Annotated in this window: 14 protein-coding genes, 1 tRNA gene and 1 pseudogene; 1 reads left to right on the plus strand and 15 read right to left on the minus strand. The window is 71.2% G+C overall.

The genetic code is table 11. From position 1 onward, the window contains the following. Nucleotides 1-29: 29 nt before the first annotated feature. The 4 genes from ACZ601_RS03820 to ACZ601_RS03835 all read right to left on the minus strand — a co-directional run bounded on the left by ACZ601_RS03820 (nt 30) and on the right by ACZ601_RS03835 (nt 4,985). The gene (locus ACZ601_RS03820) at nt 30-1,997 is read right to left on the minus strand and encodes an ABC transporter permease/substrate-binding protein (RefSeq protein WP_469532555.1); all 1,968 of its coding nucleotides are present in this window, start codon (nt 1,995-1,997) and stop codon (nt 30-32) included. Further along, nucleotides 1,987-3,588 carry a sugar ABC transporter ATP-binding protein gene (locus tag ACZ601_RS03825; protein ID WP_469532556.1) on the minus strand — a complete coding sequence of 534 codons (1,602 nt, stop codon included), beginning with the start codon at nt 3,586-3,588 and terminating at the stop codon, nt 1,987-1,989. The genes ACZ601_RS03820 and ACZ601_RS03825 overlap by 11 nt, the downstream gene beginning before the upstream one ends. After that, entirely contained in the window at nt 3,585-4,622 is a 1,038-nt protein-coding gene (locus ACZ601_RS03830; RefSeq protein WP_469532558.1) for a LacI family DNA-binding transcriptional regulator, read from the minus strand. Before ACZ601_RS03830 ends, ACZ601_RS03825 begins: the two co-directional genes overlap by 4 nt. A gap of 275 nt (nt 4,623-4,897) precedes the next feature. Next, nucleotides 4,898-4,985, minus strand: a tRNA-Leu gene (locus ACZ601_RS03835). Nucleotides 4,986-5,220: 235 nt separating this feature from the next. Here ACZ601_RS03835 and ACZ601_RS03840 point away from each other — a divergent pair. Then, nucleotides 5,221-6,521, plus strand: a pseudogene (locus ACZ601_RS03840) (DUF2254 domain-containing protein). 77 nt (nt 6,522-6,598) lie between these two features. On the opposite strand, the gene ACZ601_RS03845 reads toward ACZ601_RS03840, so the two are convergent. The 11 genes from ACZ601_RS03845 to ACZ601_RS03895 all read right to left on the minus strand — a co-directional run bounded on the left by ACZ601_RS03845 (nt 6,599) and on the right by ACZ601_RS03895 (nt 21,884). Next, nucleotides 6,599-7,597 (minus strand): hypothetical protein, encoded by a 999-nt coding sequence (locus ACZ601_RS03845; protein ID WP_469532560.1) that lies wholly within the window; start codon nt 7,595-7,597, stop codon nt 6,599-6,601. Next, a complete protein-coding gene (locus tag ACZ601_RS03850) occupies nt 7,594-9,456 on the minus strand; it encodes an eCIS core domain-containing protein (protein WP_469532562.1) in 1,863 nt (620 codons plus the stop codon). Before ACZ601_RS03850 ends, ACZ601_RS03845 begins: the two co-directional genes overlap by 4 nt. 215 nt (nt 9,457-9,671) lie before the next feature. Then, nucleotides 9,672-10,862 carry a sugar phosphate isomerase/epimerase family protein gene (locus ACZ601_RS03855; RefSeq protein WP_469532564.1) on the minus strand — a complete coding sequence of 397 codons (1,191 nt, stop codon included), beginning with the start codon at nt 10,860-10,862 and terminating at the stop codon, nt 9,672-9,674. 52 nt (nt 10,863-10,914) lie between these two features. After that, nucleotides 10,915-12,312 (minus strand): nucleotide pyrophosphatase/phosphodiesterase family protein, encoded by a 1,398-nt coding sequence (locus ACZ601_RS03860; protein WP_469532566.1) that lies wholly within the window; start codon nt 12,310-12,312, stop codon nt 10,915-10,917. After that, nucleotides 12,309-13,484, minus strand: coding sequence for a metabolite traffic protein EboE (eboE, locus tag ACZ601_RS03865; RefSeq protein ID WP_469532567.1), 1,176 nt, complete (start codon nt 13,482-13,484; stop codon nt 12,309-12,311). The genes ACZ601_RS03860 and eboE overlap by 4 nt, the downstream gene beginning before the upstream one ends. Before the next feature lie 4 nt (nt 13,485-13,488). Next, nucleotides 13,489-14,337 (minus strand): TatD family hydrolase, encoded by an 849-nt coding sequence (locus ACZ601_RS03870; RefSeq protein WP_440576129.1) that lies wholly within the window; start codon nt 14,335-14,337, stop codon nt 13,489-13,491. Further along, nucleotides 14,337-15,044: an EboA domain-containing protein gene (locus tag ACZ601_RS03875; RefSeq protein WP_469533825.1), complete on the minus strand. Its 708-nt coding sequence runs from the start codon at nt 15,042-15,044 to the stop codon at nt 14,337-14,339. Before ACZ601_RS03875 ends, ACZ601_RS03870 begins: the two co-directional genes overlap by 1 nt. Further along, nucleotides 15,041-15,928, minus strand: a complete 888-nt coding sequence (locus ACZ601_RS03880; RefSeq protein ID WP_469532569.1) for a sugar phosphate isomerase/epimerase family protein — start codon at nt 15,926-15,928, stop codon at nt 15,041-15,043. Before ACZ601_RS03880 ends, ACZ601_RS03875 begins: the two co-directional genes overlap by 4 nt. After that, nucleotides 15,925-16,905: an SCO3242 family prenyltransferase gene (locus ACZ601_RS03885; RefSeq protein WP_469532571.1), complete on the minus strand. Its 981-nt coding sequence runs from the start codon at nt 16,903-16,905 to the stop codon at nt 15,925-15,927. Before ACZ601_RS03885 ends, ACZ601_RS03880 begins: the two co-directional genes overlap by 4 nt. After that, nucleotides 16,902-18,020 carry an inositol-3-phosphate synthase gene (locus ACZ601_RS03890; protein WP_469532572.1) on the minus strand — a complete coding sequence of 373 codons (1,119 nt, stop codon included), beginning with the start codon at nt 18,018-18,020 and terminating at the stop codon, nt 16,902-16,904. Before ACZ601_RS03890 ends, ACZ601_RS03885 begins: the two co-directional genes overlap by 4 nt. Before the next feature lie 153 nt (nt 18,021-18,173). Beyond that, a complete protein-coding gene (locus tag ACZ601_RS03895) occupies nt 18,174-21,884 on the minus strand; it encodes a ThuA domain-containing protein (protein WP_469532574.1) in 3,711 nt (1,236 codons plus the stop codon). Between the last annotated feature and the right edge of the window lie 279 nt (nt 21,885-22,163).

Raw genomic sequence — 22,163 nt, forward strand, 5'->3', positions numbered from 1 at the left:
GCGGGTGGCCGGGGCGGTGTGCCGTCCGGTCAGGAGAAGTCGGCCACGTTCTGCCGGGTGACGACCTTGACGGGCACCTTGACCGTGGCGGCGACCTTCTTGTCCTCGGCCGCCCGGACCGCGTTCCGTACGGCGATCTTGCCGAGCTCCTTGGGCTGCTGGGCGACGGACGCGTACAGCGTGCCGGCGCCGACCGCCTTCAGGCCGTCCGGTGTGCCGTCGAAACCGACCACGGAGACCGACTTCCCGGCCTTGCTGCCGAGCGCCTTGACCGCGCCGAGCGCCATCTCGTCGTTCTCCGCGAAGACACCGGTGATGCCGGGGTGGCCCTGGAGGAGGTTGGTCATGACGTCCAGGCCCTTGGTGCGGTCGAAGTCGGCGGGCTGGGTGGCCACGACCTTGATGCCCGGGTACGCCTTGATGCCCGCGGCGAAGCCCGCGCCGCGCTCGCGGCTGGCGGAGGTACCCGCGGTGCCCTGGAGGACGACGATGCTGCCCTTGCCGCCGAGCTTGTCCGCGAGGGCCTTGGCGGCGAGCTTGCCACCGGCCACGTTGTCGGAGGCCACCAGTGTCGCGGTGTCCGCCTTGTTGACGCCCCGGTCGGCGGCGACCACGGGGATGTCCGCGTCGTTGGCGCCGCGTACGGCCGGTCCGACCGCGTCGGAGTCCACCGGGTTGACGATGACCGAGTCCACACCGGAACTGGTGAAGTTCTGGAGCTGGTTGGCCTGTTGCGAGGCGTCGTTCTGCGCGTCGGTGACGGTGAGGTCGATCCCGGCGGCCTTGGCCTCGGCCTGCGCACCCGCCTTCATCTGGACGAAGAAGGGGTTGTTGAGCGTGGAGAGGGACATCCCGATCCGGGTGTTACCGCCGGAGGAACCGGAGTTGAAGAACGTCACGGCGGCGATGACGGCCGCCACGCAGACCAGTGCGAGACCAGCCTTCATCGCTCCTCTGCGCCCCGATCCCGGTGATCCCGGCCCGGCGGCGGAGGAGCCGGCCGAGGACGCGGCTCCCGAACCGGCCTTGCGGCGCAGCGTGTCGAGCAGCACGGCGAGCGCGATGACGACCCCGATGACGACCTGCTGCCAGAAGGCGGACACGGACATCAGGTTGAGGCCGTTGCGCAGCACCGCCAGGATCAGTGCGCCGATCAGAGTGCCGGAGGCCTTGCCGACGCCGCCCGCGAGGCTGGCGCCGCCGATGACGACCGCGGCGATCGCGTCGAGTTCGTACCCCTGCGCGGCCTGCGGCTGGGCGGAGGTCAGCCGGGAGGCGAGGACGATGCCCGCGACGGCGGCGAAGAGGCCGGACAGCGCGTAGATGGCCAGCTTCTGCTTCTTGACCCGGAGCCCGGAGAGCCGGGCCGCTTCCTCGTTGCCGCCGATCGCGTACATCGAGCGGCCGAGGTAGGTGCGGGCGAGGACGAGGGCGGTGATCAGCCCCATGGCGATCATGACGAGGACCGGTACGGGCAGCCAGCCGCCGAGCGTGTCACCGAGGTTCGAGACGGAGTCGGGGAACGCGATCGGGCTGCCCTGGGAGATCACCAGGGACAGACCGCGGGCGATCGACAGCATGGCCAGCGTCGCGATGAACGAGGGCAGCTTCCCGTACGCGACGAGGGCGCCGTTGACGAAGCCGCAGGCGATGCCGGTGGCGACGGCGAGGAGGACCGCGAGGACGACGGGCATCCCCGCCGACGTCGCCGACCAGGCGAGGACCGTCGCGGAGAGCGCGGCGACCGAGCCGACGGAGAGGTCGATGCCGGCGGAGACGATGACGAAGGTGACGCCGAACGCGAGGATCGCGGTGACGGCGGCCTGTACGCCGACGTTCAGCAGGTTCTGGGTGGTGAGGAAGTCGCCCGAGAGCAGGGACATCGCCAGCAGCAGGACGACCAGGGCGGTGAGGGCTCCGTTGTCGAGCAGCAGTCGGCGCAGGCCGGGCCCGGCGGCTCCCGCGCCCGCCTTGCGCGGATGGGTGTCAGTGGCCACGGGGGCCCTCCTCGTCGTTCTCGATGCGTTCGGTGGGTTCGGTGCGTTCGATGGGTTCGATGGGTTCCGTCGCGGGGGCGGAGCCGACGGCGAGGGCCATCACGGCGTCCTGGGTGGCCCGGTCTGCGGGGAGTTCACCGGCGATCCGGCCCTGGGCCATGACCAGCACCCGGTCGCTCATGCCGAGGACCTCCGGCAGATCACTGGAGATCATCAGGACGGCGTGGCCGGAGGCGGTCAGCTCGTTGATGAGCTGGTAGATCTCGACCTTGGCGCCGACGTCGATGCCCCGGGTGGGTTCGTCGAGGATCAGCACCCGGGTGTCCGCGAGCAGCCACTTCCCGATGACGACCTTCTGCTGGTTGCCGCCGGAGAGGGTGCGGACGTGCTGGCCGAGGCCCGCCATCCGTACGCCGAGCTGTTCCGCGATCCGGGCGGCGGCCGTGCGCTGGCCCTTGAGGTCGACCAGCCCGGAGCGGCTCGCCGCGCGCAGGGTGACCAGGCCGAGGTTCTCCTGCACGGAGGCGTCGAGCACCAGGCCCTGGCCCTTCCGGTCCTCGGGGACGAGGCCGAGCCCGGCGTTCATGGCTGCGGTGACGTCGTGCTTGCCGAGCCGCTCGCCGCGCACCTGGACGGTGCCCGCGTCGTAGGGGTCGGCGCCGAAGACGGCGCGGGCGACCTCGGTGCGGCCGGCCCCGACGAGTCCGGCGAGGCCGACGACCTCACCGGCCCGCACCTCGAAGCTGATGTCGTGGAAGACGCCGCCCCGGCTGAGGCCGCGCACGGACAGCAACGGCTCCCCGGCATCGGCACGTTCACGCGGGTACTGCTGGTCGATGCTGCGGCCGACCATCAGCTGGACGAGTTCCGCCTCCGGCGTCGAGGCGGGCACCTGGTCGATGCTGCGGCCGTCGCGCAGGACGGTGACGCGGTCACCGAGGGCGGCGATCTCGTCCAGGTGGTGGGTGATGAAGACGATGCCGACGCCGTCCTCGCGCAGTCTGCGCACGATCCGGAAGAGTTTGTCGACCTCCTCCGAGGTGAGGACCGCGGTCGGCTCGTCCATGATCAGGACGCGCGCCTCCAGGCTGAGGGCCTTGGCGATCTCGACCATCTGGAGCCGGGCGATGCCCAGTTCGCGGATCTTCGCCCGGGGCGACACGTGCAGGCCGACGCGGTGCAGCAGCACCTCGGCGTCGGCCTCCATCCGACGCCGGTCGATGAGTCCGTACCGGCGCGGCTGGCGGCCGAGGAAGATGTTCTCGGCGACCGTGAGATCGGGGACCAGGTTGAACTCCTGGTAGATCGTGGCGATCCCGAGCTTCTCCGCGTCCTGCGCCCCGTTGATGCGGACTTCCTGTCCCCGGGCGAAGATCCGGCCGCTGTCGGGACGGTAGGCACCGGAGAGCATCTTGATGAGGGTGCTCTTGCCGGCGCCGTTCTCACCGAGCAGGACGTGGACCTCGCCGCCGCGCAGATCGAAGTCGACGCTGTCCAGGGCGACCACCCCGGGGAAGGTCTTGCGCACGCCTTCGACGCGCAGCAATTCGACTGACTCGTCGACGCGCGGCAACTCGACTGACTCGCTCACGCGTTGCTCCTCGGCTCGGTGGCGAACGGTTCCGGCTCGTTCGTGCGCTCGCCGCAGGAGCCGCGTACGACCAGGCGGGCGGGCAGCGTGACGGACTGCGGGGGCCTGCCCTCGACGATGTCGACCAGGGCGCGTACGGCCGCGCGGCCGAGTTCGCCGGTCGGCTGGGCGATCGCGGTGATAGGGGGTCCGGTGTGGACGAACCAGGGGATGTCGTCGAAGGCCGCGAGCCCGATGTCCTCCGGCACCCGCAGTCCATGGGCGCGGATGGCGTCCAGGGCGCCGAGCGCCATCAGGTTGTCCGCCGCGAACACGATCTCGGGCGGTTCGGGAAGGGCGAGGAAGTGCTCGGTGGCCCGCCGGCCGCTGGCCGCCTGGAAGTCACCCTGGCCGATGTAGGCGTCCGGCAGGGCGAGTCCGTGCGCGCTCATCGCGGCCCGGAAGGCCTCGACGCGCTCGTCGCCGGTGGTGGTGGCCGCGGGCCCGGCGATGATGGCGAGCCTGCGGTGACCGAGCGCGTACAGGTGGGCGACCAGGTCCTGGACGGCCCGGTGCCCGTCGGCGCGGACGACGGGGACGTCCACACCCGGCATCCAGCGGTCCACGAAGACCATCGGTGTACCGGCGCGTGCGACGTCGTGCAGCAGCGGGGAGTCGCCGTCGGCCGGTGAGACGAGGAGCCCGTCGATCCGGCGGTCCAGCAGGGTGCGGACGTGGTCGTCCTGCTGCTCGGGCCGCTCGTCGGCGTTACCGATGATCACGCTGTAGCCGAGGGCGCGGGCCTCCTCCTCCACGGAGCGGGCCAGGGCGGTGAAGTACGGGTTGAGCACGTCGCTGATGACCAGTCCGAGCGTGCGGGTCTGATCGGTGCGCAGCGAGCGGGCCAGCGTGTTCGGCCGGTAGCCGAGGGCTTCGACGGCGGCGAGGACGCGTCTGCGCGCGTCCGGGCTGACGGAGGGATGGCTGTTGAGGACGCGGGAGACCGTGGCGACAGAGACTCCTGCCTGGGCCGCGACATCCTTGATGCTCGCCATTTCCGGGACCACCTCCTTGTGGTTTCCGTACGCCTCGAAACCAGCGGCCCAGGGCCGTGGAATCGATTACACGGATGATTGGAATCGATTACATGGCCGAAAACAAGCCCCTACCCGCCCTCCGAGACCGGATCGTGACGCGCGGGGGCCAGGTGTGCCAAGTGGGGACGACCTCGCGGCCCGCGTTCATGCGCGGGCGGCCGGGGAAGGGGCCCGGCGGTCGTACCGCCGGCGCCCGGAAAAGCAAAAGACCCCTGATCAACAGGGGTCTGAGCTGGTGTCCGAGGGGGGACTTGAACCCCCACGCCCGATAAAGGGCACTAGCACCTCAAGCTAGCGCGTCTGCCATTCCGCCACCCGGACTGGGTGGTCAGCCGCGGTCTCCCGTGGCGACAAAGAAAACAATACCAGGGGTTTGGGGTCCGCCTCACCTGCATATTCGGTGGTCAGCGGGGTGCGGGCCGATCGGCCGGGCGCTCGGGGCGCCGCGTCCCCACCGTTGCGCACATTGCGTTGCCGGTCACGTACGGACGGTGTGCCCGGAGGGTCGGCGGCGGGGTCCACGAGGGTGCGGGCGGGGCGGGTTACGTTCGCCGGCATGAGTGATCGCGGCTATCGGCCACCCCGCGCCCTGTCACCGCTGCGCGAGCACCTGCGCGACACCTTCTGGTTCGCTCCGAGCCTGACGCTGGTCTGCGCCATCGTGCTCTGGTTCGCCGCCTCTGCGCTCGACGAGCAGCTCGTCGGCTACCTGAAGGACGAGCGCGCGTACGACGAGATCAAGGATCTGGTCTCGGTCGCGGAGGACACCAAGCAGATCGTCGTCACCGTCAGCTCGGCGATGATGACCTTCATCGGTGTGGTCTTCAGCATCTCGCTGGTGGCCGTGCAGATGGCGAGCGGGCAGCTCACGCCCCGAGTGGTGCGGATCTTCGTACGGAGCCGGATCAGCAAGCTCACGCTGTCGGTGTTCCTGGCCACGTTCGTCTTCTCGCTGCTGGTCCTCAGCTCGTACGAGAGCGAGACGGATCCGCGTCTGGTCACGTCCGTACCGTTCGTGCAGAGTGTGCTGACCGCCGCGCTCGTCGGGCTCAGCCTGCTGCTCTTCATTGCCTATGTGAGCTCCACCCTGCGCCTGATGCAGGTGGGCCCCGTCGTCGACCGCATCACCCGGGACTCGTTCCGGGTACTGGGGCGGATGCCGGCCGGCCGCAGGAGGGGCCGCTCGGCGCCGAGAGCGGGCAGCTCGTGCACGAGGGGCGGGCCGGGGTGCTGCGGGACGTGAACGTGGCACGGCTGGTGCGGGCCGCGCGGCACCAGGACGTCGTGCTGCGGCTGATCCCCCGGCTCGGGGACTTCGTCGTACCGGGGACGCCGGTGCTGGCGGTGCACGGCGGGGCCGCGCCGCCCCGGCGTGCGCTGCGGTACACGGTGTCCGTCGGGGTCGAGCGCACGCTCCACCAGGACCTGGCGTTCGGGCCGCGCCAGTTGTCGGACATCGCGCTGCGGGCCCTGTCCACGTCGGTGAACGATCCGACCACCGCCGTGCAGTGCCTGGACCGGATCGTGCAGTTCCTCGCGGCCGTCGTGGACCTGCCCCTCGGCGCCGTCCACCACCGGGACCGCGAGGGGGTCGTGCGGCTGGTGCAGGACGTACCGGGGTGGGCGGATCTGGTGGATCTCGGGTTCGAGGAGGTCCGGCGGTGCGCGGCGGACAGTCCGCAGGTCACCCGGCGGCTGCTGGCCGGGATCGATGATCTCCTGCTGCTGGCACCGCCCGGCCGGCGGCAGCCGCTGCTCCGGCACCGGGCGCTGCTGACTCAGTCGGTGGAGCGGACGGTACGGGGCGCGGCCGAGCGGGAGTTCGCGCTGCTTCCCGACCGGCAGGGGATCGGGTGAGCCAGGCCCGTACGCTGCGGCCCGGGAACGGGACACGGGACACGGGAACGGGACGGGCCGGGCCGGGCCGGGCCGGGCTACCGTTCGATGACCGACAGCAGCGTGTCGCGCTCAGGCTGCGCGAAGTGCTGCACGACAGCCGCGCGGACCGCCGCCGGGGCGACCTCGGCCATCTCCGCAAGGAGCTTTCCCCTGAGCGCGGCAGGGGCCCACGCCGAGGTGTAGACGAGCGTGTCGACCCACTTGTCGTTCGCGCGGATCAGCGCACCGCCCTTGGCCCAGAGCCAGTCCGGGTCGTAGTCGCGGAACGTCAGGGGACTGTCGCCCGGCCCCAGACCGGCGAGCGCGAGTTCCTCGGCCAGACCGAGAGCCGGACCGTCGACGGGAGCGCCGGTCCCGTCGACGACCAGCAGCCGCTGGTGCAGCAGGAGGGCCGCGCCGTGCAGCAGCGACGACGAGGGCCGGCGCGGGTCCGGCGTCGCACTCAGCCACTCCCGGCGCCCGGCCACCGATGCCGTCACGCGTTCGGCTCCGACGGCCTTCCTCTCGGTGGCGAAGAAGTCGTAGGCCGCCCGCACCAGGCGCGGGTCCTCGGCGTCCAGCAGGCCGGCGACCGCCCGGCTCAGCAGCGTCCGTTCGGCGCCGAGAAGGCGGTGGAGCCGGGTGATCCAGCGGGCGTACAACTCCACGCCGGGCGGCTCGAACGGCGGACGCAGGACCGCCTCGACAACCAGCGCGTCCCAATCGGTGGCGTTCCCCAGCTCCACCCCGTCCAGTACGGCCGGGAGGTCGAAGTCGGGGTGCCCGCCGCACACCCACTGCGTGAACGCCGGGTACAGATCATCGGATTCGGCCCCGATCCGGTGGCTCCAGACGGTGTCCCGCCGGTGGCACCCGCAGGCATAACGCCGGTGCTCGCCGTCCGGCAGCACTTCCGAGTGCACCGGATCACCGCAGCTTGTGCAGCGAAGGGCGTTACAGCCCACGAGCGCGGCCCAGCCGAACTCGAACGGCTCCGTCGGCAGCCAGAAGCGCGCGCCCACGAGCTCGGGGAAGGGACTGCACCACTTCGTCATGCCACGCTCCCTGTCCCGGCGGACGCCGTCTCACCGGGGAACTTGCCGTCCCTGCCGCAGGATCGCAGCTCCTCCTCGGTGAGAGGGCTGATGTTCCGGTAGATCCCCTGCGTCGGATCGTACGCGCAGCCGAACGGCTCGGCCGCGGCCATGATCTCGACCAGGGTGTGGTGGCTGGCCCCGATGAGGAACCCGATGGAAGCGAGCCTGGCACCGTAGTTGTCCGCGCCGAGCGACTTGGCGGCGCTCATCATCGTGTTCGTCGTGCCCGACGGCCCGCCGCCGAGCGGCAGGCTCAGCTTGCGCTGCGCCTCCACCCAGCTGTTCTCCTCCTTGATCATCCAGACCCTCGCACCGGCCGCCCACTTCAGAGCGTCCTGCTCCTTGTCCCACGCCGGGTCGTCCTTCGTGTGCATCGCGTTCTGCCGGTCGCTGAACTCCAGACCCGTCTGCGCGACCGTGTGGCCGCCGAGCCCGATGTCCTTGATATCCGCGTCCGGGTCGATTTCCTTCATCACCGCGTCCCGCCGGACTCGCGCGTCCCCCTGGTGTTCCACCGCCGATCCCTTCGGAACCGGTGCGATTTGGCGGGTGAAGTTCATCTTCGGATCGGCCTCGGTCTTCTCCCCGGCCTGCTCCTTGGCCTCCCTGTCCTCCTTGTCCTTCTGCACGGCCTTCTCTATCGCCCGGCGACGATCCTGGAGCAGGGGCACGTTCAGCTGGGCCTGCCTCATCTGTTCGTCGATTTCCTCCCGCTTCTCGGTGCCGGCGAGATCCCTTGCCAGCACCTCGGTGAAGAAGCGCACGATGTGGGTGTAGCGCTCGCTGAGGGTTCCCTCGTCGAAGACGGCCATCACGTCGGAGACCGCTGTGCCGACGAAGCCTGACTTATCGACACCTTCCTGACCGACGGTCTTGAAGACCTCGGCCAGCCGCTGGTCGGCATGGTCCCACGCGCCACCCACTCCGCTCCGGATGTACGCCTTGGCCTTCGCCGCCATGTCTGCCAGGGCCCCGTTGGCGGCCGCGTGCGAGGACGCCTTGGCCGCGAGCTTGCGCTCGAACGCCTCCGCTTCCGCTTCGAACGCCGGATCGGAGGCCCGCGAGACCCCGCTGGTGTTGGCCCCGAGTGTCAGTCCCTCGGCCGCCACACGCTGGACCGCCGGCGAGGCCGTCGTACGGTCGCCCGCGCCGGCCGGCAGCCGCTGCACGGCGTGCGCGGGATGCGGGTGGCCGGCGGTCTCCCCGCCCTCGGTGGCCAGGTCGGGGGCCGGCCCGGCCATGACGCGCCGTGCGTTGCTCTCGGCTTCCCGCTCGAACCGGTCGGACGGGTCGGAGACGTTCAGGCCCGCACCGTTGTCGGTGCCCGCGACAGGCCCGCTGCGCTGCTGGAGGACATGGGTCAGCTCATGGGCCAGGGTCAGCCGGTCAGCGCCTCCGGCACCGATCACCACATGGCTGCCGGAGGTGTAGGCACGTGCTCCCAGCTCGGTGGCGGAAGCCCTGGCCGCGCTGTCGTCGTGCACGCGGACGTCGGAGAGGTCGGCGCCCAGCCGGGCCTCCATGCTGGTGCGGGTCGAATCGTCCAGCGGCCGCCCACCGGAGTTCAGCACCTTGTGGACGGTGGATCGCTGCACCGCCGACGGCAGCGCCTCCGAGGTCTCCCCGTCGCCGTCCCGCTCCTGCGCCTCCGCGTGCCCGGAGCGCCGGAGCGTCTCCACCACGGCTCTGTTGCCTATGCCCCTCTGCAAGGCCATCAGCCCGGGCAGGCGCTGGTCGCCCCGCTGCGCCGATGGATGAACCGAGGGGCGCTCCGTCTCGGCGCGACCGGTCCGGTCCTTGTCCCTCCTGTGTCCCATGGGCACCCCTTCTCACAGGCCAGTACGCGGAAACAGCCCGTTGGCGCGGCCCGATCAGCCTATTTCCGGAACACGTCCGGGGCTACGTCCCAAAGGGCAGAGTCCGGTGGCTCCGTGGGCAGGGCACCTTTCCCGTCACGTACTCGGGCCTCCCCGCGCGGTGTGCGGGGAGGCCCGGTGTACGAGGCGCCGCGGGGCGGACCCCGCGGGTGGTGCTACTTGCGCAGCGCTGCCATCCCCTGGTAGCTGATCCGCGCCTGCTTCAGGGACTGCGCGAGGTCCGTGTCGCTCGGTGCGGTGTCCTGCTCGATCATCGGGTTGCGGTAGTTCGTCTCCCCCACGCGGCGGAAGAACGTCCGGTAGTCGATGACGCCGGTGCCGAAGGGGACCATCTCGTAGCCGTCGCCGTTGGTCGTGCTGACCACACCGTCCTTCGCGTGGAAGAGCGGGTAGCGCTTGTTGTAGCGGCTGACCAGTGCGGCGGGGTCGAAGATGTTCTCCCGCTGCGATCCGTCACGCGTGGTGTAGGTGTGGAACTTGTACTGGGCGACATGCGCCCAGAAGATGTCCATCTCCAGCCATACGGTCTTCGGGTCGGTGACCTTGAGGAAGTATTCGAGCTTGCGGACGCCTGAGCTGCGGGTGGGCCGCCCCTGGTCGTCCAGCGGACCGCTGTCGAGCAGGAAGCCGTAGGCCGCGTCGTGGTTGTGGGTGTACAGCTTGATGCCCGCGCGATGAGCGATCTTCCCCAGTGCGTTCCACTTGTCCGCGGCCACGTCCCAGTCGGCGCGGTAGTCGCTGCCGGTGGGGTCGCCACCGGTGCCCATGTGGTCCATGCCGAGGATGTTCGTTATCTCCAGGTGCCGCTTGAACTCGTCCTGGTCGCTCTGGGTCAGTGGCCAGGACCCCGGGATGAAGCCGTGGTTGCCCTGGGCGCGCAGACCGTACTCGTCCAGCCAGGAGCGCAACAGCTTCGCGCCCTCCACCGTTTCGAGGTTGCTGCCGCCGGGGGCGTTGGCGTGCTGGCCGTACCCGGCGAACTCGACCTGCTTGTAGCCGTAGCGGGCCAGCTCCTTGAAGACCGCGCGGAAGCCCGAGGGGAGGCTGGTGCTGAGCGGGTCCCGGGCCGTGGCGTCGCGCACGGTGTACAGGATGATTCCCCGCTTCGACGGCGGAACCAGATCCCGGCCGTGGCCGTGGTCGTTGCCGTGGCCGTGGTCATGACCGTGGCCATGGCCGTGGCCCTGGTGGGAGGAGTGGGCGAAGGCCGGCGATGCGCCGAGTACGGGCGCGGCGATCGCCGTCGCCGCGGCGGCGGTACAGGTGGAGAGGAAGCGGCGGCGGTCGACACCGAGGGTGCGGCGCAGGGCGCTGTCGGTTCCGGTTTCGTCGTTGTACTCGGTCACGGTCTCTCTCTTTCTCGAAGAAGCGCACAGGGCTGCTGTGCACGGACCGATCTCATGCGAGGCCGGCAAGCGTGAGGAGCAGGGACTTCACTTCGGTGGCCCGGACCGGGCCGCTGAAAGCGTGGGGGGTGGAGCAGAGGATGAGCGGCCCTTCTTCGTCGCTCAGGGGGAGGCGGCCGTGGCTGCCCCGGATGGGTGACGGGTCCAGGGGGACGACCGCCATCCGGTAGCGCATGCCGAGCTTCTTGCGGGCTACGGCCGTGGCCGCCTTGACCCGGACGTACGGGTCCTGGGGGTCCAGGAAGAGTTCGACGGGGTCGTAGCCGGGTTTGCGGTGGATCTCGACGAGCTGGGCGAAGTCGGGGGCGCGGGCGTCGTCGAGCCAGTAGTAGTACGTGAACCAGGCGTCCGGGTCCGCGACGGCGACCAGTTCGCCGGAGCGCGGATGGTCGAGGCCGTTGGCCTTCTTGCCCTCGTCGTCGAGGAGTTGCTCGATGCCGGGGAGGTCCGCGAGCGCTTCGCGGGTCGCTTCGAGGTCCTCCGGACGGCGTACGTAGATGTGCGCGATCTGGTGGTCGGCGACGGCGAAGGCCCGCGAGGTCATCGGGTCCAGGTACTCCATGCCGTCCTGGGTGTGGACCTCCAGGAGTCCCGCGCGGCGCAGGGCGCGGTTGATGTCGACGGGCCGGTCCACCCGGGTGATGCCGTACTCGGAGAGGGCGACGACGGTGCGGCCCTCGCGGCGGGCATCCTCCAGGAGCGGGGCGACGGCCCGGTCGAGCTCTGCCGCGGCCTTGAAGGCGCGCGGGTCGTCGGGGCCGTAGCGCTGGAGGTCGTAGTCGAGGTGCGGGAGGTAGCAGAGGGCGAGGTCGGGGTGGCGGGTGTCGATGATGTGCCGGGTGGCGTCGATGATCCACTGCGAGGAGACGAGGTCGGCGCCGGGTCCCCAGAAGTGGAAGAGGGGGAAGGTGCCGAGTTTCTCGGTGAGTTCGTCGTGGAGGGCCGGCGGCCGGGTGTAGCAGTCGGGCTCCTTGCGGCCGTCGGCGTAGTAGACGGGCCTCGGGGTGACGGTGTAGTCGGTGTCGGCGCCCATCGCGTACCACCAGCAGATGTTGGCGACGGTGTAGCCGGGGTGGGCGCGGCGGGCCGCGTCCCAGAGCTTGTCGCCCGCGACGAGCCCGTTGTGCTGTCGCCACAGCAGGACGTCACCGAGCTCGCGGAAGTACCAGCCGTTGGCGACGATGCCGTGCTCGGCGGGGGTGGTGCCGGTGAGGAAGGTGGACTGGGCGGCGCACGTCACGGCGGGGAGCACGGTGCCGAGCGGGGCGTGGGTGCCGGTCCCGCCGAGGGCCTTGAGGTTCGGCATGTGTGCGAGGAGGCGGGGGGTGAGCCCGACGACGTCCAGGACCAGGAGGGGGGTGGGTGAGCCGGTCGTCCCTGCGGTGGTCATGGCAGCTCCTTGAGGCCGAGGTCGACCAGGAGGTCGCGGGCGAGGGTGAGTTCGGCGGCGATGCCGTCCGCGAGCTGGGCACGGGTCCTGGGGCGCAGCTCCGCCGGGAGCGCCTGCCAGGTGTACGTCTCCACCTCCAGGTGCCGGGTGAGCGGCCGTGCCCCGCCGACCAGCCGGGTCAGCGTGGACCGGAGCACGGGGAGGGTGGAGGTGAGCGGTGGTGCGGGCGGCGCGTGCAGGGGGACGTGGAAGTGGGCGCGCCAGGGGGCGCTGTCGGGCAGGGCCTCGCCGCTGACCGCCTCGTCGAGGTCGTCGGTGCCGCGCAGGCCGGCGGCGGTGGCGACCCGGGTCTGGTGGAGGAAGCGGGGTTCGGCGAAGGCGGCGAGCGCGGTGCGTACCTCGGGGAGGTGGGGGTGCTCGGCGTGCAGGGCGGCGGAGAGCTGTGCCTTGACGGCGGGGATGCCCGCGGCGGCGAGCGCGTCGAGTGCGATGTCCGGATCCTCGAAGGACGTGGCGAGGTGGCAGGTGTCGACGCAGATGCCGATGCGCGGGTGACCGATGGCGGTGAGGGGTGCGATGGCGTCGGCGGTGGTCTCGACGGTGCAGCCGGGTTCGGGTTCGAGGCCGATCCGGATGGACTTCCCGGTGAGTTCGGCCAGCGCGTCGAGGCGTTCCCCGAGTGTGGTGAGCGCGGCCAGTGCGGTGCCGGCCGCCTCCGGGTCGCCGGTGTACGGGGTGCGCCAGGCGAGGGGCAGGGTGGAGATGGTGCCCTCGGTGACGTCGTCGGGGAGGAGCGTGGCGAGGAGCCGGGCGAGGTCGGTGGTGTGGGCGAGCCGTTCGGGGTCCGTCCAGTCCGGCTTGTACACGCGGTACTTGACCTCTTCGGCCCCGAATCCCTCGTACGGGAAGCCGTTGAGCGTGACGACTTCGAGTCCTCTGTGGTCGAGTTCGGCGCGCAGGGAGCGCAGTTGCGCGGGGTCGTTGATCAGGGTGCGGGCGGCGTCCCTGGCGAGCCAGAGGCCGATGCCGAGGCGGTCGCGGCCGAGCCGTTTGCGTACCGGTTCGCAGTGGTCGCGCAGTTGGGCGCGGACACCTTCGAGGTTCTCGGCCGGGTGGACGTTGGTGCAGTATGCGAGGTGGACGACGGAGCCGTCGGGGTGGCGGAAGCGCATGGCCTCACTCCCCGCCGCGGAGGATGGAGTTGCCCTCGTGGAGCGGTTCGGGGGTGGTGGTCTCCAGGTGGAGGCGGCCGCTCTGGCCGTAGAAGGCGACGGGGTTGCGCCACAGCACCTGGTCGACGTCGTCCTCGGTGAAGCCGGCGGCCAGCATCGCGTCGGCCACGCCGCGGGTCTTCAGGGGATCGCTCTTGCCCCAGTCGGCGGCGGAGTTGACGAGGACCCTCTCGGTGCCGTGCAGCTTGAGGACGGCGATCATGCGGTCCTCGTCCATCTTGGTGTCGGGGTAGATGGAGAAGCCGGCCCAGCAGCCGCTGTCCAGGGCGTCCTTCACCGTCGTCTCGTTGAGGTGGTCGAGCACCACCAGTTCCGGGGCGAGGTTCGATTCGCGGACGACGTCGATGGTGCGGCGCAGACCGGCGAGCTTGTCGCGGTGCGGGGTGTGGACGAGTGCGGGCAGTCCGTGGTCCGCGGCGAGCTGGAGCTGCGCGGCCAGCGCGTGGTCCTCCGCCGGGGTCATGGAGTCGTAGCCGATCTCGCCGACGGCGACGACGGAGTCCTTGACGAGGTAGCGCGGCAGGGCGTCCAGGACGGGGGTGCAGCGGGGGTCGTTGGCCTCTTTGGGGTTGAGGGCGAGCGTGCAGTGGTGGGCGATGCCGTACTGGGCGGCACGGAACGGCTCCCAGCCGAGCAGCGCGTCGAAGTAGTCGAAGAAGCTGCTCGGCGAGGTGCGGGGCTGGCCGAGCCAGAAGGAGGGTTCGACGAGCGCCCGGACCCCGGCGTCGTACATCGCCTGATAGTCGTCCGTGGTGCGGGACGTCATGTGGATGTGGGGGTCGAAGATGCGCATCAGGACTCCTCCGATGGGGCCGTTGAGGCCGTGGGGGCGGCGGGACCGGGGGCTTCGGGACCGGTGGCTTCGGGGCCGGGGGCGGTGAGGGCGAGTACGCGGTGCAGGTCGGCGGGGACGGGGCGGCCGGCCGCGATGCGTTCGGCCGCGTAGTCGCCGAGCATCCGGGCGAGTTCCGCGTCGCCGCGGGAGCGCCGGGCCAGCTGGTCGACGGCGTCGACGGGGACGCCCGTGAAGAGGCATTTGAGGACGGCGTGGCGCCAGTTGTGCGGATCGAGGTGCTCGCCGGCGTACGGGCCGACGGCGGCGGCGATCAGTGTGGTGTCGTTGGCGCGCAGGGCGTCCTCGACGAGGGCCACGGCGGTGGCGCCGAGGTCCAGTGCGGGCAGGGTGAGCAGCACGGCGCGCCGTTCGGCGGCGGTGCCCTGTTCGTAGAGCCGGGTCACCGCGTCGAGTCCGGCGCGGGACTCGGTGAGCAGCAGGGAGCGTACGGAGTCGGCGCGTTCGAGTCCGCAGTGCCGGCCGGCGGCGGCGAAGCGCAGTTCCCACGGGGGGACGGCGTACGTGTTGGCGGCGGGTTCGGCTTCCGGGTGGGCGGCGGCGTGGGCGGCCTCCGCGAGGGCTTCGTCGAGCCAGGCGCGGGCGCCGCCCCCGAGTTGCGCGTCGAGTTCCCCGCGGCTCAGCAGCGGGGCGTCGGGCGAGGTCATCGGCACGGTGTGGCTCCCTTCCGCGCGCTGTGGGCCGACGGTCCGTGCTTGCGCAGGAACTCGATGGAGGACTGGGCGAGTTCGGGTCCCGCGTGGGAGTGGCGGGGCAGTTCGACGACGGTGAGCCCCTGGTATCCGCTGTCGCCCAGGGCGTCGAGGGCGGCGAGCACGGGCGGGAAGTCGATCTCGCCGTCACCGAAGGGGAGGTGTTCGTGGACGCCCCGGCACATGTCCTCGATCTGGACGTGCCGCAGCCAGGGGGCCGCCTCGCGTACGCAGTCGACGGGCGCCTCGGTCTCCAGGCACTGGCAGTGGCCGATGTCGAGGGTGAGGCCCAGTGGTTCCGGCTCTCCGCACAGGGCGCGCAGGTGGTGGAAGTCGGAGAGGTGGCTGAGGAGGTGCCCGGGTTCGGGCTCGATGGCCAGCGGTACCCCCGCTCGTCCGGCCGCCTCGATGACCGGGGCGAGGGCGCCGGTCAGCCGGTCCCAGCCGGTGCCGGCATCGGTGCCCGGCGGCATGACCCCGCTGAAGCAGTGCACGGCGTGGGCGCCCAGTTCGGCGGCGACGTCGACGGCCCGCACGAGCAGCCCGGTCCTGGCCGCCCTGGCGTCGGGGTCCGGGTCGAGCAGGGAGGGGCCGTGTTTGCGGCGCGGGTCAAGGACGTAGCGGGCCCCGGTCTCCACGGTGACGCCGAGCCCCAGCTCCTGGAGTTGTGCCGCGACCCGGCGGGTGCGGACGAGGAGGTCCGGGCCGACGGGGTCGAGGTGCATGTGGTCGAGGGTGAGGCCGACCCCGTCGTAGCCGAGGTCCGAGAGGAGGCCGAGGGCGTCGCCCAGGCGGAGGTCGGTGAGTCCGTTGGTGCCGTAGCCGAGGCGGATCGTCATGTAAGGCTCACCTTCCGGGCGAGGCTGCGGGCGAGCGGGACGAGGCCCATGACGGCGAGCGCGGTGCCGGAGGCTCCGGCGCGGGCGGCGAGGGCGGCCTGGAGCGGGATCATCGCCCGGATGCCGCCGCCGACGGCGCGCTGGGTGAGCGGTGGCGAGGGGTTCAGCGCGGCGTGCGCGAGCGGGCGGCCCGCGGTGCGGAGGTAGGCGCCGGTGAGCGCGGTGACCAGCAGCCGGGCGGAGGCGGCCGCGCGCTTCCCCTCGCCCGTGCGCTTCCTCTCCCCCGGCCGGTCCCGTACCACCGCACCGCCGAGCGCGGCGACCGCCGTGAGGGCGGCGAGGGGCGCCGTGGTGGAGCCGCCCTGTGCCTCGTGGCGCGAGACGGCGGTGACCGCGTAGGTGTGCGCCGTGAGCAGGGCGGCGGCGGGAAGCGCGGCGGGGACGGCGGAGCGGGGCGGGGTCGCGGGGGCCGTCGCGGTAGCCCTCGCGGTTGCCTTGGCAGGGGCGGTCGCGGTTGCCCTCGCAGGCGCCGTCGCGGTCGCCGTCGCGCCCAGGAGCAGGTCCAGGCCGCGGGCCGCCGCCATCGCCGCCGGGCCCGCCGGGGTGTGCTTCAGCCGCAGGTCGTACGCCCAGACCGTGGCCGCGAGGCCGGTGGCCACCGTCAGGGCCGGGCGGCCCGCCCGCGCGGCGAGGGCCAGGCCCGCCGCGGTCAGCGCACCGGCCGCGGTGAGCGCCGCGCGGGGCGTGATCCGGCCGGAGGGGATCGGTCGGTGCGGGCGGTCCACGGCGTCCTCTTCGCGGTCGGCCCAGTCGTTGAGGGCCATGCCCGCCTCGTACAGGCAGAGCGAGGCGCCGACGGCGAGTGCGGTGGAGCGGTTGGGGCGGCGTCCGACCGCCGCCGCGCCCGCGAGCGCGTCGCCCGGCACGGTGAAGAGCGCGGAGACCCTGAGCAGCTCCGCCCAGGCGCGTGCCGTCACTTCTCGCCCCGCAGCCGCTCCGCGAAGGAGAGCAGCGCCGTGTACTGGGCGGACAGGGCGGCGGGCCCGCCGTCCGGGTCCTTGAAGTAGAAGCCGAGTTCGGGGCGCGGGCCGCTGAGGCCCACCTCGTGGGCGCGGGCCAGCAGCCGTGCCAGGTCGAGGACCAGGGGCGCGGCCAGTGCGGAGTCGCAGCCCTGCCAGGTGGTCTGGAGCACCATGCGGGCGCCGAGGAACCCGTCGAACGCGATGTGGTCCCAGGCCGTCTTCCAGTCCCCGAGCGCCGGTACGTCGTCGATGTGGACCTCGCCCTCGGGGGCGGCGCCGAGCGTGTCGGCCAGGACGCGTTCCTTGCCGGCGTTCTTCGCGGCGGCCGCCGCCGGGTCGGCCAGTGCCGCCCCGTCGCCGCCGCCGAGCAGGTTGGTGCCGGACCAGGCCCGTACCGGCAGGGCCCGCTGCACGAACATCGGGGCGAGCACGGAGCGCAGCAGGGTCTGGCCGGTCTTGCCGTCGCGGCCCGCGTGAGGAAGTCCGCACGCCGCGACGGCGGCCTGGAGGGCGGGGGTGCGCAGCCCGGTGGAGGGGGTGAAGTTGACGTACGGACAGCCGGCGCGCAGGGCCGCCGCCGCGTACAGGGAGCTGGCGGGCAGCCGGGTTGCGCCGGGCTCGGGGGCCGGCTCGGTGGAGGCGACGTTGATGACGACGGTCCTGGCCAGGCCGTTGCGGCGGGTGAAGTCTGTGAGGTCGGCGGCGAACGCGGTGACGAGTTCGTCGTCCGTCCGGGTGTCGCCGGGGAGCGGTCCGCCGGGGCGGATCTCCGTGTCGGCCGCGGCGAGTTCGGATTCCACGGCGGAGGGGAGGCCGTGTGGCAGTACTCCCCCGGCGGCGAGTACTTCGGCCCGTTTGGGGAGCGGGCAGTCCAGGGTGTCGTGCCCGCCGAAGACGAGCGAGCCCACGGGTGGCAGTCCGCTCCCGGCGAACGGCGCGGTCTCGGTGACCATGCCGGCGGCGGGGTGGAGGCCTGCCGCGAGCGCCGCGCACCCCGCCGTGGCGGTGGTGGCGACGGAGCCGCGTGCTCCGATGAACCAGACTCCGGTACGAACGGCGGGTGCTGACACGGGCTGCCTCCCTGGCTGGGGGTCCTGGCGGTGCGGATCTGGTGGCGCTGTGCCTGAGGGGAAGGGCTGCGGGGCGGGCCGGCCGCGTACGGCGGGGCCCGGGGGTTCGGACGGCGGGCGGGTGTGAGGCCCGCCCGCCGTCCGGACGTGTCCCTATGCGGAGGGCAGTTCCTTCAGCTGGATGTTGCGGAAGGACGCCTGGTCGTCGGCCCCGTGGTTCTGGAGGCCGATGTAGCCGTCCTTGAGGCTTCGGGCCGGGTCGGTGTTGGTGAAGTCGTTGATCTTCACTCCGTTGAGGAAGATCTGGAGCCGTTCACCCTGGACCTTGATCTCGTAGCTGTTCCACTGGCCGGGCGGCCTCAGGACCTGGTCGCGGGCCTTGATGTTGGCCGACTTGAAGGTGTAGACGGCCCCGGTGGTGCGGTCGGGGGCGTCCGTGGCGTCGATCTGGACCTCGTAACCGTTGTCCACCGCGGACCACGGGTCGTCGGACTCCGGGAAGCCGACGAAGACACCGGAGTTGTCATCGCCCGCCAGCTTCCAGTCGAGCTTCAACGAGTACGACTTCAGCTCCTTGGCCTGGTAGGTGAGCAGGCCCATGCCGCCCTCGGAGCGCAGCTCGCCGTCGACGACGTTGAACTTGCCGGGGCCCGCCTGCTTCCAGCCTTCGAGCGTGCTGCCGTTGAAGATCGAGCGGTAGCCGGTGTCGGGCTTGCAGTCGGCCTTCACCTGGCCGGCCGCGTAACGCAGCCCGCCGGAGAGGACCTTGCGGAAGTCCGGGTCCGCGTACGACTCCTTGGTGTGGCCAAGGCCGGTGTAGAAGGAGCGGCCGCCCTGGTAGCTCTGGCACCAGGTGATCGGGTGGTCGCCCTTCATGTTGCCGCCGGTGTAGGTCGTCTCGTCCAGGGTGGCGAGGACCTTGACCTTGCCGCGCGGGTTGCTGCGGTAGTTGTACAGCTCGTCGGTGCGGTCCCAGGCTTCGGCCAGGTGGGCGGTCGCCGGGTTCTTGTGGTCCTCGACCCGGACGGTGACGGGCTGGATGGCGGGGTGGCTGTCGAAGTACGCGCCGACGAGTCCGCCGTAGAACGGCCAGTCGTACTCGGTGTCGGCTGCGGCGTGCACGCCGACGTAACCGCCGCCGGTGGTCACGAAGTTCTCGAACGCCTTCTGCTGGTCTGCGTTGAGGACGTCACCCGTGGTCGACATGAAGACCACGGCGTCATAGCGGGCCAGGTTGGAGGTGGTGAACTGACCCGCCTCCTCGGTCGCGTCGACCGTGATGTTGGTGTCCTTGCCGAGTTCCTTCAGTGCGGCGATGCCCTCGGGGATCGCGTCGTGGCGGAAGCCGGCGGTCTTGGAGAAGACCAGGACCCGCTTGGCCGTCTTGTCGGGCGCGGTGTTGGAGAGCTCGAAGTCATCGAGGTCGTAGAGCGCGCCGTCGCCTCCCTTGAAGACCAGGAAGAGTTCGGTCGACTTCTTCGGGACGCCGCGCAGGGGCACGTCGATGTCCTGGAAGGTCTCCCAGCCGCCGGTCACCGGTACGGGTGCGGAGCCGAGGATCTTCCCGTCGGCCGAGCCGGTGCGGACTTCGAGGAAGCCGCCCGCACCACCGGAGGAGATCCGGGCGGTGAGCTTGGTGGAGTCACCGAGCATGTAGGGCTTGAAGGAGATCCAGTCGCCGTTCTGGATCTCGCCGACGGTCTTGCCGCCGTGCGCTTCCGCCTTGTTCTGCGGTACGACGCCGGAGGAGTCGCTGTAGTGCTCGGCCTGGCGGTGGCGCGGCTGCAGCTCGGACTGGTCGTGACCGGACAGGGCCGCCTGGCCGCCGCCTCCGCCGTCCGTGTAGGAGGCGTCGATGACTCCGAAGATGTTGGCGTTGGGGTCGTGCCCGCCGTCCATCTCGGTCTTGATGGTGCCTTCGCAGCCGTGCGCGGAGGTGATCGGGTGGCCGTGGGCGTCGTGGCCGAGGATGAAGCGGACCTCGACCTTGGAGCAGTCGATCGTGCCGTCCTCGGGATCGGTGACGGTCACCTTGAACGGGACCTCGTCACCGAAGCTGAACAGCTGTCCGTCACCCGGGAGTTCCAGCTTCACGACGGGAGCCGTGTTGCCGACCGTCACATGGACGTTGGCCGTTCCGGTGCGGCCGGTCGGGTCCGTGGCGGTGACGGTGGCGGTGTAGGTGCCGTTCTTCTTGTACGTGTAGGTGGGGTTGGCGGCGGTCGATGTGCCGCCGTCACCGAAGTCCCAGCTGTAGGTGAGCGCGTCTCCGTCGCCGTCGGCGGTGCCGGCGGAGGAGAAGACGACCTTGAGCGGTGCGGTGCCCGAGGTCTTGTTCGCGGACGCCTTCGCGATCGGTGAGCGTCCGCCGGTGGCGTTCTCGATGCGGTAGAGAGCGGAGTTCTCGTCGCCGCCGAAGTAGCCGGTGCCGTAGTCCAGGACGTACAGCGCGCCGTCGGGCCCGAAGGCCATGTCCATGATCTGGGTGCCGGACCACGGCACGTCGTTGATGGACTCCACCTTGCCGTCGGCGTCCTGCTCGATGCGCTTGATCCACTGCCGGCCGAACTCGCCGGCGAAGAAGTCTCCGTCGTACTCCTCGGGGAACTTCACGGGCGAGTCGAGGTCGGCGTCGTAGTGGTAGACGGGCCCGCCCATCGGGGACTCCGAGCCGGTGCCGAACTCGGGCACGGACCCGTTGTCGTACGGGATCCAGGCGGGCTGGGCCGGCGGCAGGTCGACCAGACCGGTGTTGTACCGGGAGGTGTTCTTGGGGGCGGCGCAGTCGAAGGCCTCACCGGAGGTCTTCGTCGCGAAGTCGTAGTCGATGAACGGGTCGTTGTCGCCCGTGCAGTACGGCCAGCCGAAGTTGCCCGGCTTGGTGACGCGGGCGAACTCGACCTGTCCGGCGGGTCCGCGCTTCGGGTCGGCCGCACCGGCGTCGGGACCGTAGTCACCGACGTACAGGATGCCGGTGGTCTTGTCGACGGTGAAGCGGAAGGGGTTGCGGAAGCCCATCGCGTAGATCTCGGGACGGGTCTTGTCCGTGCCCGGCGCGAAGAGGTTCCCGTCCGGGACGGTGTAGGAGCCGTCCTCCGCGACCTTGATGCGGATGATCTTTCCGCGCAGGTCGTTGGTGTTCCCGGCGGAGCGGCGGGCGTCGAACGCGGGGTTGCGGTCCGGCCGCTCGTCGATCGGGGCGTAGCCGTCGGAGGCGAACGGGTTGGAGTCGTCGCCGGTCGACATGTACAGGTTGCCCTGAGCGTCGAAGTCGATGTCGCCGCCGACGTGGCAGCACATGCCGCGCGAGGTCGGGATGTCGAGGACCTTCTTCTCGCTGGACATGTCCAGCGTGCCGTCCTCCTTGAGGACGAAGCGCGAGAGCCGGTTGACCCCGTCGAACTTGGCGAAGTCGGCGGCGGTGCCGTTCTCGGGGGCGTCGCCTGCCGGAGTGTCCAGCGGGGGCGCGTAGTAGAGGTAGATCGCCCGGTTCTTCGCGAAGTCCGGGTCGACGCCGACGCCCTGGAGGCCTTCCTCGTCGTGCGAGTAGACGGGGATGGTGCCGGCGAGGGTGGTGTCGCCGCCGTTGTCGGTGAGCCACAGCTCACCGCCGCGAGCGGTGTGCAGGACGCTGCGGTCCGGGAGCACCGCCAGTGTCATGGGCTCGCCGGTCTCGGCGACCCCCTTGGCGAGGGTGACCTGCTGGAAGTCCTCGGCGGCCGGGGCCGGGGCGGGTTCCTCATGGGCGACGGCGGTGCCGGCGCCCAGGCTCAGGGTGGCGGCGGCGAGCAGGGCGCCGGTGAAGAGGGCGAGGGATTTACGGACGCGGAGCCTGGACCTGGTCCGGCTTCGGGTTCTGTGCACGAGTGTCCTCCGGAGAGTGCCGGTTGTACGGGCGGGTGCGGGTGCTGCCGTGCCGTTCCGCGCGGGGACTGCCGCGCAGGTCAGTCGGGGCCTGTGCGGCTCCGGTGACGAGAGTCATGTCGTGTACACGTTCTGGACGGTAGACCTGTTCGTCCTGGCTGGAAAGCCCTTGTGCAGGGGTCTTGTTGAACTTTTTCCTTGGTCAGGACAAAGGGGGTTCTGGGCAGGGGGTACCGGCCCGGCGGCGTTCATGGCCTGCTGCCGGGCCGGTACCCCTCA

This window comes from Streptomyces sp. NPDC104307 (assembly GCF_055584045.1).